Origin of the sequence: Virgibacillus profundi (assembly GCF_002287375.1) — a bacterium.
GTDB lineage: Bacteria > Bacillota > Bacilli > Bacillales > Amphibacillaceae > Virgibacillus_K > Virgibacillus_K profundi.
In genome coordinates this window covers 64,245-81,157 of record NZ_NPOA01000012.1, presented here as the reverse complement: position 1 = coordinate 81,157, position 16,913 = coordinate 64,245, and the positions used below count along the sequence as shown (strand labels likewise).

14 protein-coding genes are annotated in these 16,913 nt (G+C 36.2%); 7 read left to right on the top strand and 7 right to left on the bottom strand.

The annotated features are described in order from the left end of the window. Positions 1-52 precede the first annotated feature (52 nt). The 7 genes from gyrA to dnaA all read right to left on the bottom strand — a co-directional run bounded on the left by gyrA (position 53) and on the right by dnaA (position 9,183). Positions 53-2,593 (bottom strand): DNA gyrase subunit A, encoded by a 2,541-nt coding sequence (gene gyrA, locus CIL05_RS16355; RefSeq protein ID WP_095656615.1) that lies wholly within the window; start codon positions 2,591-2,593, stop codon positions 53-55. Positions 2,594-2,717: 124 nt separating this feature from the next. Further along, positions 2,718-4,643: a DNA topoisomerase (ATP-hydrolyzing) subunit B gene (gene gyrB, locus CIL05_RS16350; RefSeq protein WP_095656614.1), complete on the bottom strand. Its 1,926-nt coding sequence runs from the start codon at positions 4,641-4,643 to the stop codon at positions 2,718-2,720. Between the two features lie 17 nt (positions 4,644-4,660). Then, complete coding sequence (gene remB / locus CIL05_RS16345) at positions 4,661-4,936, bottom strand: extracellular matrix regulator RemB (protein ID WP_095656613.1); 276 nt, start codon at positions 4,934-4,936, stop codon at positions 4,661-4,663. Positions 4,937-4,952: 16 nt separating this feature from the next. Beyond that, positions 4,953-6,065, bottom strand: a complete 1,113-nt coding sequence (recF, locus tag CIL05_RS16340; protein ID WP_095656612.1) for a DNA replication/repair protein RecF — start codon at positions 6,063-6,065, stop codon at positions 4,953-4,955. Between the two features lie 2 nt (positions 6,066-6,067). Then, positions 6,068-6,289, bottom strand: coding sequence for a S4 domain-containing protein YaaA (gene yaaA, locus CIL05_RS16335; protein WP_095656611.1), 222 nt, complete (start codon positions 6,287-6,289; stop codon positions 6,068-6,070). 228 nt (positions 6,290-6,517) lie between these two features. Then, entirely contained in the window at positions 6,518-7,654 is a 1,137-nt protein-coding gene (gene dnaN, locus CIL05_RS16330) for a DNA polymerase III subunit beta (RefSeq protein ID WP_095656610.1), read from the bottom strand. Positions 7,655-7,839: 185 nt separating this feature from the next. Beyond that, entirely contained in the window at positions 7,840-9,183 is a 1,344-nt protein-coding gene (gene dnaA / locus CIL05_RS16325; protein WP_095656609.1) for a chromosomal replication initiator protein DnaA, read from the bottom strand. Between the two features lie 678 nt (positions 9,184-9,861). Between dnaA and rpmH the strand changes: the two genes are divergently transcribed. From rpmH to rsmG, 7 genes are all read left to right on the top strand, one after another. Further along, positions 9,862-9,996 carry a 50S ribosomal protein L34 gene (gene rpmH, locus CIL05_RS16320; protein ID WP_019377820.1) on the top strand — a complete coding sequence of 45 codons (135 nt, stop codon included), beginning with the start codon at positions 9,862-9,864 and terminating at the stop codon, positions 9,994-9,996. A gap of 125 nt (positions 9,997-10,121) precedes the next feature. Further along, positions 10,122-10,463: a ribonuclease P protein component gene (gene rnpA, locus CIL05_RS16315; protein WP_095656608.1), complete on the top strand. Its 342-nt coding sequence runs from the start codon at positions 10,122-10,124 to the stop codon at positions 10,461-10,463. Positions 10,464-10,586: 123 nt separating this feature from the next. Beyond that, positions 10,587-11,357 (top strand): YidC family membrane integrase SpoIIIJ, encoded by a 771-nt coding sequence (spoIIIJ, locus tag CIL05_RS16310; RefSeq protein ID WP_095656607.1) that lies wholly within the window; start codon positions 10,587-10,589, stop codon positions 11,355-11,357. Next, positions 11,354-11,968 carry an RNA-binding cell elongation regulator Jag/EloR gene (jag, locus tag CIL05_RS16305; protein WP_095656606.1) on the top strand — a complete coding sequence of 205 codons (615 nt, stop codon included), beginning with the start codon at positions 11,354-11,356 and terminating at the stop codon, positions 11,966-11,968. The genes spoIIIJ and jag overlap by 4 nt, the downstream gene beginning before the upstream one ends. Before the next feature lie 492 nt (positions 11,969-12,460). Then, the gene (gene mnmE / locus CIL05_RS16300; protein WP_095656605.1) at positions 12,461-13,837 is read left to right on the top strand and encodes a tRNA uridine-5-carboxymethylaminomethyl(34) synthesis GTPase MnmE; all 1,377 of its coding nucleotides are present in this window, start codon (positions 12,461-12,463) and stop codon (positions 13,835-13,837) included. Positions 13,838-13,918: 81 nt separating this feature from the next. Next, entirely contained in the window at positions 13,919-15,805 is a 1,887-nt protein-coding gene (gene mnmG, locus CIL05_RS16295; protein WP_095656604.1) for a tRNA uridine-5-carboxymethylaminomethyl(34) synthesis enzyme MnmG, read from the top strand. Positions 15,806-15,976: 171 nt separating this feature from the next. After that, complete coding sequence (gene rsmG / locus CIL05_RS16290) at positions 15,977-16,693, top strand: 16S rRNA (guanine(527)-N(7))-methyltransferase RsmG (RefSeq protein WP_095656603.1); 717 nt, start codon at positions 15,977-15,979, stop codon at positions 16,691-16,693. Positions 16,694-16,913 lie beyond the last annotated feature (220 nt).

Below are 16,913 nucleotides of genomic sequence, written 5' to 3'. Positions count from 1 at the left end.
TAGTTAGAAATAAGGTGACTTTATTTAAGTCACCTTATCTGTTTATTTCTTATTATTCTTCACTTGTTTCGTCTGGATCATCTTCTTTTGTTTTATCCTCTGTCTGTGTTTCTGCTTCTTCTACAGACTCTTCATTTCCTTCTATTGCTTCAGCTTCTTCTTCATCCTGCTCAATTTTCGCAACGGTTGCAACTTCTTCTGCATCCTGTAGGCGAATGAGACGTACTCCCATAGTATTACGGCCAGTTTCCGAAATATCCCCTACCGGAATTCGAATCAATACTCCAGCTACTGTTATAAGCATTAAATCCTCAGTTCCTGAAACAGCTTTAACTGCAACAACATTGCCGGTTTTATCAGATAACTTACAGGTGAAAATACCTTTACCACCACGGTTAGTTATTCTGTATTCTGCTTCCGGTGTTTGTTTTCCATAGCCTTTATTTGTAACATGAAGGATATTGGAATCCTCTTCTAAAATTTCCATCGAAACAACTTCATCTTCACCGCGTAATGAAATCCCTTTTACTCCTGCAGCGGTTCTTCCCATTGATCTTATTTGGGTTTCTTCAAATCGAATGAGATATCCATTTTTCGTTGCAATCATCATATCCTTGGTACCATCGGTTAATCGAACAGATATGAGTTCATCCTCATCCCGAAGACCAACAGCAATTAATCCACCTTTACGGATGTTTGCATATTGCGATAATGTAGTTCGTTTGGTAATTCCAAATTTAGTTGTAAAGAATAAATATGCATCTTCTCTATATTCACTTACAGAAATAACCGCATTAACCCACTCGCCTTTTTCCACCTGCAATAGGTTAACAAGGGGAATTCCTTTTGCAGTTCGGCTAAATTCAGGTATTTCAAATCCTCTTGCTTTATATACCTTTCCTTTATTCGTAAAGAAAAGCACCGTATCATGTGTCGAGGTGGATACGAGATGCTCCACAAAGTCATCTTCATTTGTACCCATTCCCTGAATACCACGGCCACCTCGTTTTTGTGTACGATATGTCGATGACGGCAGACGTTTAATATAGCCTTGATGTGTAAGGGTAATGACAATATTTTCTACAGGAATTAAATCCTCATCCTCGAAAAAGTCCGCTCCACCAATAGCAATTTCTGTACGGCGTTCATCATTAAACTTAGCTTTAATTTCAGTAAGTTCCTCACGAATAATTTCCAATACTTTTTCTTCATCTGCTAAAATAGCTTTTAATTCAGCGATAAGCTCCATTAACTCATTATATTCGTTTTCAATCTTTTCACGTTCCAGGCCAGTTAATCGTTGCAGACGCATATCTAAAATAGCCTGTGCTTGTTTTTCAGAAAGGTTAAAACGCTCAATCAAACCATTACGTGCAATATCCGTTGTTTTCGAATTACGAATGAGCGAAATTACTTCATCTAAATGGTCCAAAGCGATACGCAAGCCCTCTAATATATGTGCACGTGCCTCTGCTTTACGTAATTCAAAGGCAGTACGGCGTTTTATAATTACTTTTTGATGTTCTAAGTAATGTTCCAAGCATTGTTTTATTGTTAAAACCTTTGGCTCACCATTAACAAGTGCTAACATATTCACACCAAAAGTGGTTTGTAATGCTGTATGTTTATACAAATTATTTAAAATAACGTTGGCATTCACATCACGACGTAGCTCCATAACGACACGCATACCGTCACGATCGGATTCATCACGTAAATCGGTGATTCCCTCAATTCGTTTATCACGGACAAGTTCAGCTATTTTCTCAACTAATTTAGCCTTATTCACCTGATACGGCAGTTCGGTAACAATGATAGTGGATTTACCATTTTCATGTTCCTCAATATTTACTTTCGCACGTATCGTAATGGAGCCTTTGCCCGTTTCATATGCTTTACGGATACCACTTCTGCCTAATATTATTCCTGACGTTGGGAAATCCGGGCCATGAATATATTCTTCCATCAACTCTTCAATAGTAATATCGGGATCCCTGCTGATAGCCAAAACAGCATCAATTGTTTCACCTAAATTATGTGGAGGGATATTTGTTGCCATCCCAACCGCAATCCCTGATGTTCCATTTACAATCAGGTTTGGAAAACGGGCAGGGAAAACTACCGGCTCGCGTTCAGACCCATCATAATTATCCGTAAAATCAACCGTGTCTTTATTAAGATCACGGACAACCTCCATTGAAATTTTGGACATTCTTGCTTCCGTATAACGCATAGCTGCTGCAGGGTCACCATCGACAGATCCAAAGTTACCATGACCATCTACAAGCATATAACGATAACTGAAGTTTTGAGCCATACGTACCATTGTCTCGTATACCGCTGAATCACCATGTGGATGATACTTACCGATAACTTCACCTACAATACGTGCTGATTTCTTATGTGCTTTATCTGAGTGCATCCCTAAATCATTCATTGCATACAGAATTCTCCGGTGTACTGGTTTCATACCATCACGTACATCCGGCAGTGCCCTTGAAACAATAACACTCATTGCATAGTCAAGGAATGATGTACGCATTTCATTACTTATATTTATTTCCTGAACATTTTTACGATTTTCCTCCGCCATACCATTCTTACCTCCCACTTAAGAAAACAAGTCTAATGTTTTCCCAGACGTCAGAAATCAGATCCCAGATTTTAATCAGTACAATTAGCTGATTTCAATCGTTTCCCTGACTTCCTGCTTCGTATTAAACATCTAAGTTTTGTACGTACTGTGCATTCTCTTCAATGTAGTTCCTTCTGGGTTCAACCTTATCTCCCATTAACATATCAAAGACCTGATCTGCATCAATTGCATCATTTAATTCTACTTGAAGCAATACACGCCCTTCCGGATCCATCGTAGTTTCCCATAATTGATCCGCATCCATTTCACCAAGACCTTTGTAACGCTGAATACTCGGTTTTGGTGTTGGTGGAATTTCCCCTAAAACTTTATCTAATTCTTTATCATTGTAGACATATTGCACTGTTTTACCCTGCTTAACTTGAAATAATGGTGGTTGTGCAATATAAATATAGCCATATTCAATTAATGGGCGCATATAACGGAAGAAAAATGTTAATAGTAATGTACGAATATGTGCACCATCAACATCTGCATCTGTCATAATTACAACTTTATGATAACGAGCTTTTGTAATATCGAAATCTTCGCCAATACCTGTACCAAGTGCGGTAATCATAGAACGTATTTCAGCATTGGATAAAATTCGATCAAGGCGTGCTTTTTCCACGTTTAATATTTTCCCCCGTAATGGAAGGATAGCCTGGAAATGACGATCACGTCCGGATTTTGCAGACCCACCTGCAGAGTTACCCTCAACGATATACAATTCACTGATTGATGCATCTTTAGATGAACAGTCAGCCAGTTTTCCTGGTAAACTTGAAATTTCCAGTGCACCTTTTCTTCGAGTCAGTTCACGGGCTTTTTTTGCTGCCATACGTGCACGTGACGCCATCAATCCCTTTTCAACAATTATTCTTGCAATTGTAGGATTTTCATATAGAAATTTGGAAAAAGTTTCACTAAAAACTGAATCGGTGACAGTACGTACCTCACTATTTCCAAGCTTCGTTTTCGTTTGACCTTCAAACTGTGGGTTCGGGTGCTTAATCGATACGATTGCCGTCATACCTTCGCGTACATCGTCTCCACTTAAGTTTGGATCATTTTCTTTGAATAGATTGTTTTTTCGTGCGTAATCATTAATCACCCGTGTCAACCCGGTTCTAAAACCAAACTCGTGTGTACCACCTTCATACGTATGAATATTATTCGCAAAGGAATAAAGATTGCTGGCAAATCCATCATTGTACTGAATCGCTACTTCAACAGATATACCTTGTTCTTCTCCTTCTGCATTAAAAGGTTCATGAAGAACTTCTCTTGATCGATTTATATATTCAACATACGAACTGATTCCGCCTTCGTAGTAGTAATTGACAGGCTCTTCATCCGTTCGCTTATCTTCAATGGTGATGGTAATTCCCTTATTTAAAAAAGCTAATTCACGCAGACGTTGAGCTAATATATCGAAATCAAATTCAATCGATTCCGTGAATATTTCTGTATCCGGGATAAAGTGTGTAACTGTTCCTGTTATTTCGGTTTCCCCAACGACCTCAATTTCACCTTGTGGGACACCCTTTTTGAAACCTAAAAAGTGAATTTTATTATCACGGTGAACATATACTTCAAGACCACTCGATAAAGCATTAACAACAGATGCGCCAACACCGTGTAATCCACCGGAAACCTTATAGCCTCCACCACCGAATTTACCACCGGCATGAAGCACAGTCATAATTACTTCCAATGCCGGTCTTCCTGTTTTCTTTTGTATATCAACCGGAATACCGCGGCCGTTATCCTTTACGGTTATACTATTATCTTTTTCAATAATAACTTGGATATGGTCACAATACCCTGCTAAAGCTTCATCAATACTATTATCAACTATTTCCCATACGAGATGGTGCAAACCCTTTTCACTCGTTGTTCCAATGTACATTCCAGGCCTTTTCCGAACAGCCTCGAGTCCCTCCAGTACTTGGATTTGATCTGCATCATATGCTTGATTATCAGTTACTTTGTCATCCATTGACATGTTTTCACATCCATTTCCTATACTTCATCTATAAAATCATCCAGTTTACTAATTGTAGAAATTAAGCCGGTACGTTTCTTTAAGGTTGAAACAGATAACGTACTGTAATAAATTGCTTCTGTTGTAATCATCACTGACTTTGCATCCATTTGTGATCCGAAAACCTTTTTTTGTTTATTGGATTCTATCATCATCTCATCCATAATCGTTGAGGATGAGATTAAGTTAAAATCAGTGATGGCTACAACATCCTTTGATCTGATCACATGATCATTCCCTATATGAATAAACATTGTATCCCCCCAAAAATTATGTATCTATATGACCATCTTTGACTTGAAACAGTTCAGCTTTTCTTAGTGTTTCATGATTAATTCCATCAACACTTGTGGTGGATACAAAGGTTTGTACTTTTCCCTGGATTGTATTTAATAAATGAGACTGCCTGAAATCATCTAGCTCACTTAATACATCATCAAGGAGTAAAATGGGATATTCACCTACCTCATTGAAAATAAGGTCTATTTCTGCCAGTTTTACAGACAAAGCAGTCGTTCGCTGCTGACCCTGTGATCCATAGGTCTGTACATCTTTATTATTTACATGGAAAATAAGATCATCACGATGTGGACCAATTAAAGTCGTTCCACGGTCAATTTCCTTTTCCCGTATTTCCTGAAATTTATTTAAATAGATTGTTTCTATTTTTTCCTTATTTGCCTCTTCTGATACTTCTATTGTTGGGCTATATCTTATTTCAAGTGTTTCCAGATTACGACTGATCTGGTGATGAATTGGACCTGCCCATTTCCGTAATAAATCTAAAAAAACAAACCGCCTTTCAAGTAAAGTTGCGGCATGTTCTACCAATTGATCCGTTAACACCTGCAACATCGTTTTATCACTGGTCTTTCCGCGTTGCATCAATTTCAATAAATGATTTCGTTGTTTCAGTACTTTTTGATACTGTCCCAGATGATAGATGTACCTAGGTTGGATTTGTCCCAGCTCCATATCGATAAAACGTCTGCGGATTTGTGGCGGCCCCTTTACCAAAGTTAAATCTTCAGGGGCAAACATTACGACATTCAATGCACCAATATAATCACTTAAACGTTTTTGCTCTAGTCGATTTAATTTTGCCTTTTTCCCTTTTGAAGAAATAATAATTTCAAGTGGAAAAGACTGCTTTCGTTTAGTAATCATACCTTCTATTTTAGCATATTCTTTCTCCCATTGTATAAGTTCTTTTTCCCTTGGCGTACGGTGGGACTTCGTAAATGCCAATACATAGATGGCTTCCATCAGATTTGTTTTTCCCTGGGCATTTTCTCCAATAATGACGTTCACTTTATCATCAAATGATATTTCCATATTTTGGTAATTACGATAATTTTTTAATTGCAATTGTTGAATATGCATGGTTATTCCTCTTTTGTAACTATAAACGATCCGGCGCCCTCAATTTCTACAACATCACCCTTGTAAAGCTTCCTTCCACGGCGATGGTCTTTTTCACCATTTACTAAAGCACCTTCATCCTGCAAAAATGCTTTTACCATACCACCGGACTCCAGGATGTTTGCAAGCTTAATAAATTGGCCTAATGTAATAAATTCCGTATTTATTTCAATTTGCTCATGCATTTTTATCACCGATTCCTATTTATTTACCTTTTAAACGTATTATCCATTAAAAGTCTTCTACACCTATCTTACTAAAGTTTTCCCTTTAAAGAAAGGTTTACCCTAAGGAACAGAAGAAATACGCCTATTTGCGCTTTAAATTGCTTTTTAAACGTATAAAAGCTCTTATCTTAATCTGACAAGAGCTTTATCCGTATTATTTATTTGTTTTTTGTTGTTATTTTTTATTTAGTAAGTCCTGACAGGAAGAATTAATTGTAAAATCGAATCATCTTCAACCGGTCGAATAATAAATGGGCGCATTGCACCGGTAAAATCTATTTTCACGTCATCATATTCAATTGCTTTTAATGCATCGATCATATATTTGGAGCTGAATGAAATTTTTAATTCTTCACCCTCCATTATTTGAACGGTAATATCCTCTGTAACAGTCCCAACTTCAGGAGAATTACTTGTTATTTCTACAACGTTATTTTCTTTTGTAGTTAAGCGGACAACATTATTACGTTCTTCCTTTGCAAGCAGGGATGCACGATCAATCGTACTTTGTAATTCTTTTGTTTTCACATGGAATGTCGTTTTGCTTTGATCAGGAATTAAACGGGACGTTTCCGGAAAATTTCCATCAAGCAGTCTGGATAGGAAATTCAGATGTTTTGTACGGAATAGAATCTGATTATTAGTCACATTAATTTCTACAGGTTCCTGTGTTTCACCTAGAATTTTATTTAATTCATTTAAGCTTTTTCCTGGAACAACAATCGTTGGAAATTCTATATCGGTATCATTTATAGGTATTTTTCTGGATGCCAATCGATGACTGTCTGTTGCTGTAAAAGTTAATGTATTATCTGCAAGCTTCAGGTTTACCCCTGTTAAAATAGGTCTTGTTTCCATTGTTGAAACAGCGAAAACAGTTTGTTTGATCAAGCTTTTTAATAAGTCTGTTGATATTTCAAAGCTATCATCGGTTTGTAGTTTAGGCAGCTGTGGATATTCTTCAGCATCTTGGCCATTTAAATTAAATTCCGCTTTTCCTGAACGAATAGTTACTTTTAAATTTTCATCTGACTCTATCTCTACTGTTTTTTCCGGTAATTTACGAACAATATCAGGGAAATATTTAGCCTGCAGTACGATGCTTCCTTCTTCTATTTGCTCTATATTAACATTACCATCTTCCTCAGCTGGGATATACGATTCAATGGAAATATCTGAATCACTTCCTGTTAATGTTATCCCATGTTGTTTTGCTTCGATTTTCATCCCGGTTAATATCGGAATAACTGTTCGAGAGGAGATTGCTTTCATTACATCTTGAACACTTGAGATTAGCTGATCACGCTGGATAATAAATTTCATTGAAATAATCCTCCTATTGGAAGTTCTTTTATATTTATTTTTATTTAAATATACAGTAATAATAGTACTAGGGCTTGTGATTATGTGGATAAGTGCAATTTCCTCAATTCACTTGAGTTTATACACATGTGCATAAACTGTACATAAGTTTGTACCGTCGTACACAGTATTCACATGTGTATAGGTTATATAGATTTCAGTTGTTCTTTAATTTCCTCAATTTCTCTATTTAAATTAGTGTCGTTTTCCAGCAGCTTGGCAATTTTATCGTGTGCATGAATAACCGTTGTATGATCACGACCACCAAATTCCTCACCAATTTTAGGCAGCGACAAATCAGTCATTTCTCTTGATAGATACATTGCAATTTGCCTTGGATAGGCGATTGACTTGGTTCGTTTTTTTGCAATGAAATCTTCAAGTCGAATATTATATTTTTCTCCAACTATTTCCTGAATACCCTGAATTGTAATGACCCTTGGCTTACTGCTTGGAATAATATCCTTTAAAGCATCAGCAGCAAGAGATGCATCTATATCCTGGTTTACCAGAGAAGAATATGCAACAACCCGTATCAATGCACCTTCCAGTTCCCTAATATTTGTATCGATTTGATTTGCAATGTAAAGCATAACTTCATTAGGAATATCCAGTCCTTCAGCTTTTGCTTTTTTCGTTAATATTGCAATTCTAGTTTCCAGATCCGGTGGTGTAATATCAGTAATCAAACCCCATTCAAATCGTGAACGCAATCGATCCTCGAGTGTTGGTATCTCCTTTGGTGGACGGTCACTTGAAATAATAATCTGCTTACTTTCTTCATGCAATGCATTAAAGGTATGGAAAAATTCTTCCTGGGTAGATTCTTTTCCAGCAATAAATTGAATATCATCTATTAATAAAACATCTATATTTCGATATTTATTACGAAAGTTAATTGTTTTATTATCCATGATTGCATTAATAAATTCATTCGTAAATTTTTCGGATGTTAGATAGACAACCTTTGCTTGTGGATCATGTTCACGAACATAATGACCGATTGCATGCATTAAGTGTGTTTTTCCAAGTCCAACTCCACCATAAATAAAAAGTGGATTATATGCTTTTGCAGGTGCTTCGGCAACGGCTAAGGATGCAGCATGTGCAAAACGGTTTCCAGCGCCAATCACGAATGTATCAAATGTATACTTTGAATTCAGCAATGATTTTGGTACAGCATTGTTGTCATGATTCGGCTTTGGTTTAGGTACAGGCTTAACGTCTTCTGCTTCCGTATTGGATTCAGGGATAACAAATTTCGTTGCCAGCTTTGTACCGGTAATTTCTTCAATAATAGTTGAAATTAGATTTGTATATTGATTTTCCAACCAGTCTCTTGCAAATTCATTTGGGGCAGAAATAACTAAAGTATCTTTATTCAATGATTCGGCTTTTGTATTTTTTAGCCAGGTTTCAAAACTTGGCTTGCTGATCTTTTCTTCGATTTTCTCTAGTGTTGCAACCCATAATTCATCGATGTTTTCCAATATTGAGTTCACTCCTTTCAAATATAATAAATGACAGAAATAGCCTTTCACGTTCTTTAATCAAGATGGAAAGGAATATGATTAAATACACTTAGGTAAGGTGAATGGAAATAGTAGAAACCAGTTAGCAGAGAAAAAAATTAAAGATTAATTGATGTGGATAGGAAAACATAATGATTATAACACTTTAATAGAGTTATGTACGTTATCCACACTTCTGTTGACAAGTTTATAAACTATACTGTAAATAAGTATCCACAGTTTATCCACAGATTGTGGGTAAGTGAAAAGGTCTGTTATTTATTTTATGAGTTAAACACAAATATGATATCAAATAAAAGGGGAGTGTGCAATGGTTTTTCGACCTTTATCCACAAAAACCACAGCTTGTACATAAAAAATATCCACACTACTATATTTTGTGATTAACCTGTCGATGTTTGATGTGGATAGAAAAAAATGTCGAATTTCTTTAAACATGGACCTGTGGATAGAAAGGAATAGCAGATAAAATTAAAAAAAGAATGGTATGGGTAAAATCCATTTAAAAGACGACTTAAGTAAAAAAAATAAAAATGAAGTTGACAGATGGTGCAAGTTTTACGTATAATTACAAAGACTGTCCATAGGATAGGTTTTAAATTGGATATTTCATCCTTTTCAGGAGGTGCAAGATACATGAAAAGAACGTTTCAACCAAATAATCGTAAACGCAAAAAAGTACACGGCTTTCGCACACGTATGAGTACTAAAAATGGACGTAAAGTTCTAGCTCGTCGTCGTCGTAAAGGAAGAAAAGTATTATCTGCATAGGCCACTGAAAAGTCAGTGGTCTTTTTTCCGATTTTAGAAGAATAAATATGAAAACAGCTGGAAATGCTGTTTTCATACATAGATCATGGATAAGTGTGTAGGTGATTGCTAGTAAAGGTGATAACATGAAAAAAGAATTTCGTATTAAAAAGAATGAAGAATTTCAGCATGCATTTAAACATGGGAAGTCTTTTGCAAATCGGCAGCTTGTCATATATTATGTACAGAAAACAAACCAGGAACACTTTCGTATTGGCCTTTCTGTAGGTAAGAAAATCGGAAATGCAGTTACAAGAAATCGAATTAAAAGATATTTGCGCGAGGCCTTTCACGAGTTGGAAAATAATATTTTGGAGTCTTACGATATTGTAATAATTGCTAGACAGCCGACAAAGCAGATGGGCTCCAAAGAAGTAAAGAAAAGTTTAACCCATTTATTATATAAAGAACGGTTACTAAAAAAATAATCGTAATATCTTACATTATAATAGATTCTTGCACTTATTTAAGATAAAATAGCATGTAGAAAAAATACATAGAAATTACCTATTGAAACAATCTTTATGTTTTGATAATTAGGAGGAAACACTTTGCGTAAAAAGTATTTAATGCTTGTCGTCCTCATTGGATTGCTTGCAATACTTTCAGGTTGTACAGAAATTAATCAACCAATCACTTCTGAGAGTGATGGTATTTGGAATAGCTATTTTGTGTATCCAGTATCATGGTTGATCACATATTTTGCTAATTTATTTGGTGAAAATTATGGGTTATCCATTGTAATAGTAACTATTATCTTCCGTTTGATACTTTTACCATTAAACGTAAAACAATTGAAAAGTTCTAAGGCAATGCAGGATATACAACCGGAACTTAAAGAAATTCAGAAAAAATATAGTTCTAAAGATGCGACAACACAGCAAAAACTGCAGCAGGAAACAATGTCTCTGTTCCAAAAGCATGGGGTAAATCCACTTGCAGGGTGTTTACCGATTTTTGTTCAAATGCCTATTTTAATTGCGATGTATCATGCAATTATGCGTACAGAAGCAGTTAGTTCACATAATTTCCTATGGTTTGAACTAGGGTCACCGGATTATATTTTACCAATAATAGCCGGTGCAGCTACATTCCTGCAGCAAAAATTAATGATGGCAGGAAGTCCTGCGGCACAAAATCCGCAAATGATGGTAATGCTTTATGTTATGCCGATCATGATTACTGTTTTTGCGTTCTTCTTCCCGGCAGCATTAGCACTTTACTGGGTAGTAGGTAATATCTTTATGGTTGCTCAAACTATTTTCATTCGTAAACCAATGATGAAGACTGCGAATACGGATACTGGAGGAGACAAAAAGTGAGAGAACTAACTGCCAGCGGACAAACAGTTGAAGAAGCGGTCCAATCAGCATTAGAGCAGTTAAACACAACCAGGGACCAGGTGGAAATCGATGTAATTGACGAAGGTAAAAAAGGATTACTAGGTTTATTTGGATCCAAGCGTGCCTTTGTTAAAGTAACAATCGCTAAAAATCAAATCCAAGAGACAGAGAAATTTATTAAAGAAGTTACAAGTAATATGAATATTGAAGTAGATATTACGACAACCGTTGATGGAAATCATGTTACATTTGAAATGAATGGTGAAAATATCGCTTTACTGATTGGTAAACGCGGGCAGACACTAAATGCCCTGCAATATTTGATTCATCTTGCACTAAATAAAGATGGGAAACAATTCTATACTGTCACATTGGATGCAGAGGGATATCGCGGTCGGAGAAAAGAAACACTGCAATCCCTGGCATTAAAAATGGCTGACAAAGCAAAACGACTGAATAAAAAGGTAGCGCTCGAGCCAATGCCGGCATTTGAACGCAAAATTATTCATAGTGCTTTGCAGGAACGTGGTGAGGTTTCTACCTATTCTGATGGCGTAGAGCCACATCGTCATATTGTGATAAAACCATAAGGATTAAATGAAGTCCCGGGGAAACCCGGGACTTTTTATTTTAAAATGGTTAGAAAGTATAAAATTTACCAGTATTTTTGCCGAAAGCAGGCAAAGTTGAGAGAGAAGCTTATGGAGTTGAGAGATAAGCCTATAAAGTTGAGAGATAATTGTAAAATCCCTTGTTTTCTCTCAACTTTTACCAAGTGTCTCTCAAGTTTGCCGTCTGATCTCTCAACTATCATGCTTTGTCTCTCAACTTTCATTTCTAATTAGTATGGCCCAGTATTTTGATGGGGCGAACGAAGTGCAGTCCCACAACTTTAAAAATCTATAAAAAGGAAACCGTTTATCCACACTGTGTATAAACGGTTTTTAAATTACTTTAAATTATTTTTGTGGATAAGTTTATTTTTGAATAAATATGTGGTATTCTATTTTGTTAGTGACGTAAAAAATATATTTCGTTATTGACATAGATAAAGTAAGAAAAAGTGTTGGAGGTGAAAGCAAATGGAGACTGATACAATTACTGCAATATCAACCCCGATTGGAGAAGGTGCCATTGCAATTGTGAGGTTGAGTGGTCCGAAGGCAATTTCAATTACCATGAATTTATTTAGTGGTAAAAATTTAAATGAAGCAGATTCCCATACAATTCATTATGGTAAGATTATTGATCCAGGAACAAAAGAAGTTGCTGAGGAAGTAATGGTTTCCGTCATGCGTGCACCAAAGACATTTACACGTGAAGATGTAGTTGAAATAAATTGTCATGGTGGAATGGTAGCTGTCAATCGGGTACTGGAAATCATTTTAAATAGTGGTGCTAGATTAGCTGAGCCTGGGGAATTTACAAAGCGTGCTTTTCTGCATGGCAGGATTGACTTATCACAGGCAGAAGCGGTAATGGATCTAATTCGTGCCAAAACAGATAAGGCAATGTCTGTGGCCCTAAAACAGATGGATGGTCGGTTATCCGGGTTAATTCGGCGGCTGCGGCAGGATTTATTAGAAACTGTTGCACATGTTGAGGTTAATATTGATTACCCAGAGTATGATGATGTGGAAGAAATGTCACATGAAATGATGCAAAAGAAGACGAAAGAGGTTCTAATGGAAATTGAATCACTTTTGGAAGTAGCAAAACAAGGGAAGATTTTACGTGAAGGACTTGCAACAGCAATTATTGGACGTCCCAACGTAGGGAAATCTTCGTTAATGAATACACTTGTCCAGGAAAATAAGGCAATTGTAACCGAAGTACCTGGAACAACAAGGGATATCATTGAGGAATATGTAAATGTACGTGGTGTTCCACTACGCCTGGTAGATACAGCAGGTATTCGTGAAACCGAGGATATTGTCGAAAAGATTGGTGTGGAACGATCCAGACAGGTATTGAAGGAATCTGATCTTATCTTATTTGTGTTAAACTATAATGATGAGCTAACAGATGAAGATGTTAAGCTTTTTGAAGCAATACATGGACTTGAATATATTGTAATCATAAATAAGACCGATCTCGAGCAAAAACTCGATTTAAATAGGGTCAATGAAATGGCTGAAGGTAATCCCATTGTTACGACTTCTCTGATTGAAGAAGAAGGGGTGGACGAGCTCGAAGCAGCCATCGCAAAAACATTCTTTGCAGGAGAAATTGACTCAGGTGATTTAACCTACGTATCCAATGTAAGGCATATTCAATTACTGAAGCAGTCTAAAAATGCATTGGAAGAAGCTATGGAAGGCATTGAACTTGGGATGCCAATGGACATTGTTCAAATCGATGTAACGCGAACATGGGAGTTTTTAGGAGAAATAATAGGTGATACAGCAAGTGACGGCCTAATCGATCAGCTATTCTCACAATTTTGTTTAGGGAAATAATTTTAGTTAGCTATTTATAAAATAAAGTATACTTTTAAAATATAGAACGTCTATCATTTAAATCAGGAAGGATGAAGAACAATGACATACAATGCTGGCCATTATGATGTAATCGTTATTGGTGCCGGTCATGCTGGCGTAGAAGCCGGTGTAGCCGCAGCAAAAATGGGTGCAAAAACGTTAATGCTCACATTAAATCTGGATATGATCGCTTTTATGCCATGTAATCCTTCACTAGGTGGCCCTGCTAAAGGAATCGTAGTGCGTGAAGTTGATGCACTAGGTGGAGTTATGGCAAAAGTTATTGATAAAACGCATATTCAAATGCGTATGCTAAATACTGGAAAAGGACCTGCTGTACAAGCATTACGTGCACAGGCAGATAAACCTTTATATATAAAAGAAATGAAAAGTATTATCGAAAACCAAGAAAACCTGACACTTCGCCAAGGAATGGTTGATCAACTAATCGTTGAAGACGGCGTATGTAAAGGTGTTATTACAGAATCGAAAGCAGCTTATAGTGCGGAAACAGTTATTATAACGACAGGAACATTTATGCGCGGAAAAATATTGATGGGTGACCTGGAATATGAAAGTGGCCCAAATAACCAGCGTGTATCTGTAAAACTTTCTGAGCACTTGGAAGAGCTTGGCTTTGAACTAACAAGATTTAAAACAGGAACACCACCACGTGTGAACAGTCATACGATTGATTATTCTAAAACAGAAATTCAACCAGGGGATGAGAAGCCACAGAGCTTTTCCTATGAAACAACAGAATTCATTACGGATCAAATTCCTTGCTGGTTAACATATACAAACGAATTTACCCATCAAGTTATTAATGAAAATCTAAAACTTTCAGCGATGTATTCAGGTATGAAACGTGGCACAGGTCCGCGTTATTGCCCATCGATTGAAGATAAAATTGTTCGCTTTAATGACAAACCTCGTCATCAAATTTTCCTTGAACCAGAGGGAAGGGATACTGAAGAGGTATATGTACAGGGGCTATCAACATCTTTGCCTGAATCTGTTCAGCATGAAATGGTAAGAAGTGTAAAGGGTCTGGAAAATGCTGAAATAATGCGTGCAGGCTATGCAATTGAATATGATGCAGTTGTTCCAACACAGCTATGGCCCACACTGGAAACAAAGAATATTCCTGGACTGTTTACAGCTGGACAAATTAATGGAACTTCCGGATACGAGGAAGCTGCAGCACAAGGAATTATGTCAGGAATTAATGCAGCAGCAAAAGTATTAGGCAAAGAGTCTGTAATTTTGGATCGTTCACAAGCTTATATCGGTGTGTTAATTGATGATCTTGTAACAAAAGGAACAAATGAACCATATCGTCTGTTAACATCACGTGCGGAATACCGTTTATTATTACGTCATGATAATGCAGATCTGCGTTTAACTGAAATTGGACATGACATTGGTTTAATAACAGAGGAACGTTACGAGAAATTTGCTGCGAAAAAGAATTTAGTAGAAGCAGAGAAAAAACGTTTAAGTAAGATAACCATAAAACCAAATGAAGAAGTTAATAAAGTGATGACAGAAGCTGGTGCCACTCCTTTAAAAGAAGCAATAAAAGCATATGATTTACTGAAACGACCTGAACTTTCTTATGATTTGGTCGATCAAATGATTGAAACAAATCCTGAAATTTCTACAGAAGTAAAAGAACAGGTAGGAATTCAAATTAAGTATGAAGGTTATATTAAGAAAGCAAATGAACAAGTTGCACGTATGTTAAAAATGGAAGATAAAAAGATACCTGATGATATTGATTATGATGATATTAGTGGAATTGCTACAGAGGCGAAGCAAAGGCTGAAAAAAGTGCGACCATTATCAGTTGGTCAAGCATCGAGAATATCCGGCGTAAACCCAGCGGATGTATCTATTTTGCTTATATATATTGAACAGGGAAATATAGCACGAATTGCAAATTAATTAACATTGTTGCAGAAGATCACCGACAAGGATTGGTGGTCTTTTGTACCACTGATAGGAAAATATAACTTTTTTCAGGAAATCAGTATAAGTGCAACTAAGGCTTTCGCCATTAAGGCTTGGCGATAAGCCAAGTTTTCTAAAATTTAAAAGGAAGGAACTGTCATATTTATGAATCCAGAACAGTTTACAAAAGCGCTAATCGAACAGGGAATTGAATTAAGTGATTATCAACTGGAACAATTTTCCATTTATTATGAAACATTGGTGGAGTGGAATGAGAAGATAAACCTTACAGCATTAACAGACAAAGAAGATGTGTATTTAAAACACTTTTATGATTCCATCTCAGCAGCATTTTATTATGATTTTACAAATGATATACATATATGTGATGTAGGTGCAGGTGCTGGATTTCCAAGTATTCCACTTAAAATATGCTTTCCACAATTAAAGGTAACAATTGTTGATTCATTACAAAAGCGAATAGGTTTTTTAAATCAGTTAGCTAATAAACTAAGCTTAAGCAATGTTGCATTTTATCATGATCGTGCTGAAAACTTTGGGAAAAACAGTGAATTCAGGGAAACCTTCGATATTGTTACAGCCAGAGCGGTTGCACGTATGTCCGTATTAAGCGAATTATGTTTACCATTAGTGAAAAAGAATGGGGTATTCATAGCGATGAAAGGTGCACAAGCAAACGAGGAATTAGGTAATGCTCAAGCTGCAGTTGAAATATTAGGTGGGGAAGTAGTTGATACGTTTACTTTTACATTGCCAAAGGAAGATAGTGAACGTTCGATTGTAGTGATAAACAAAAATAGAAAAACACCTAAAAAGTATCCTAGAAAAGCTGGTACACCAAATAAAGAACCAATAGAGTGAAAATTCTACATGTTTAATTACTAAATAAAATATATCTGATTGTACAATGATATATTTTTGCTATTTCATTCTTTTGTTGTAAAAATTATGGTAATATAGGATTACAAACTGAAATTGCCAATTAAATTCGCACAGCAGTTTTATGTTGTCGCGTTTTTTCTTTTTGTTCCTTTTTCATGTTATACTAGTCTTAATAGTTCTAATAGTTTCATAAACTTAT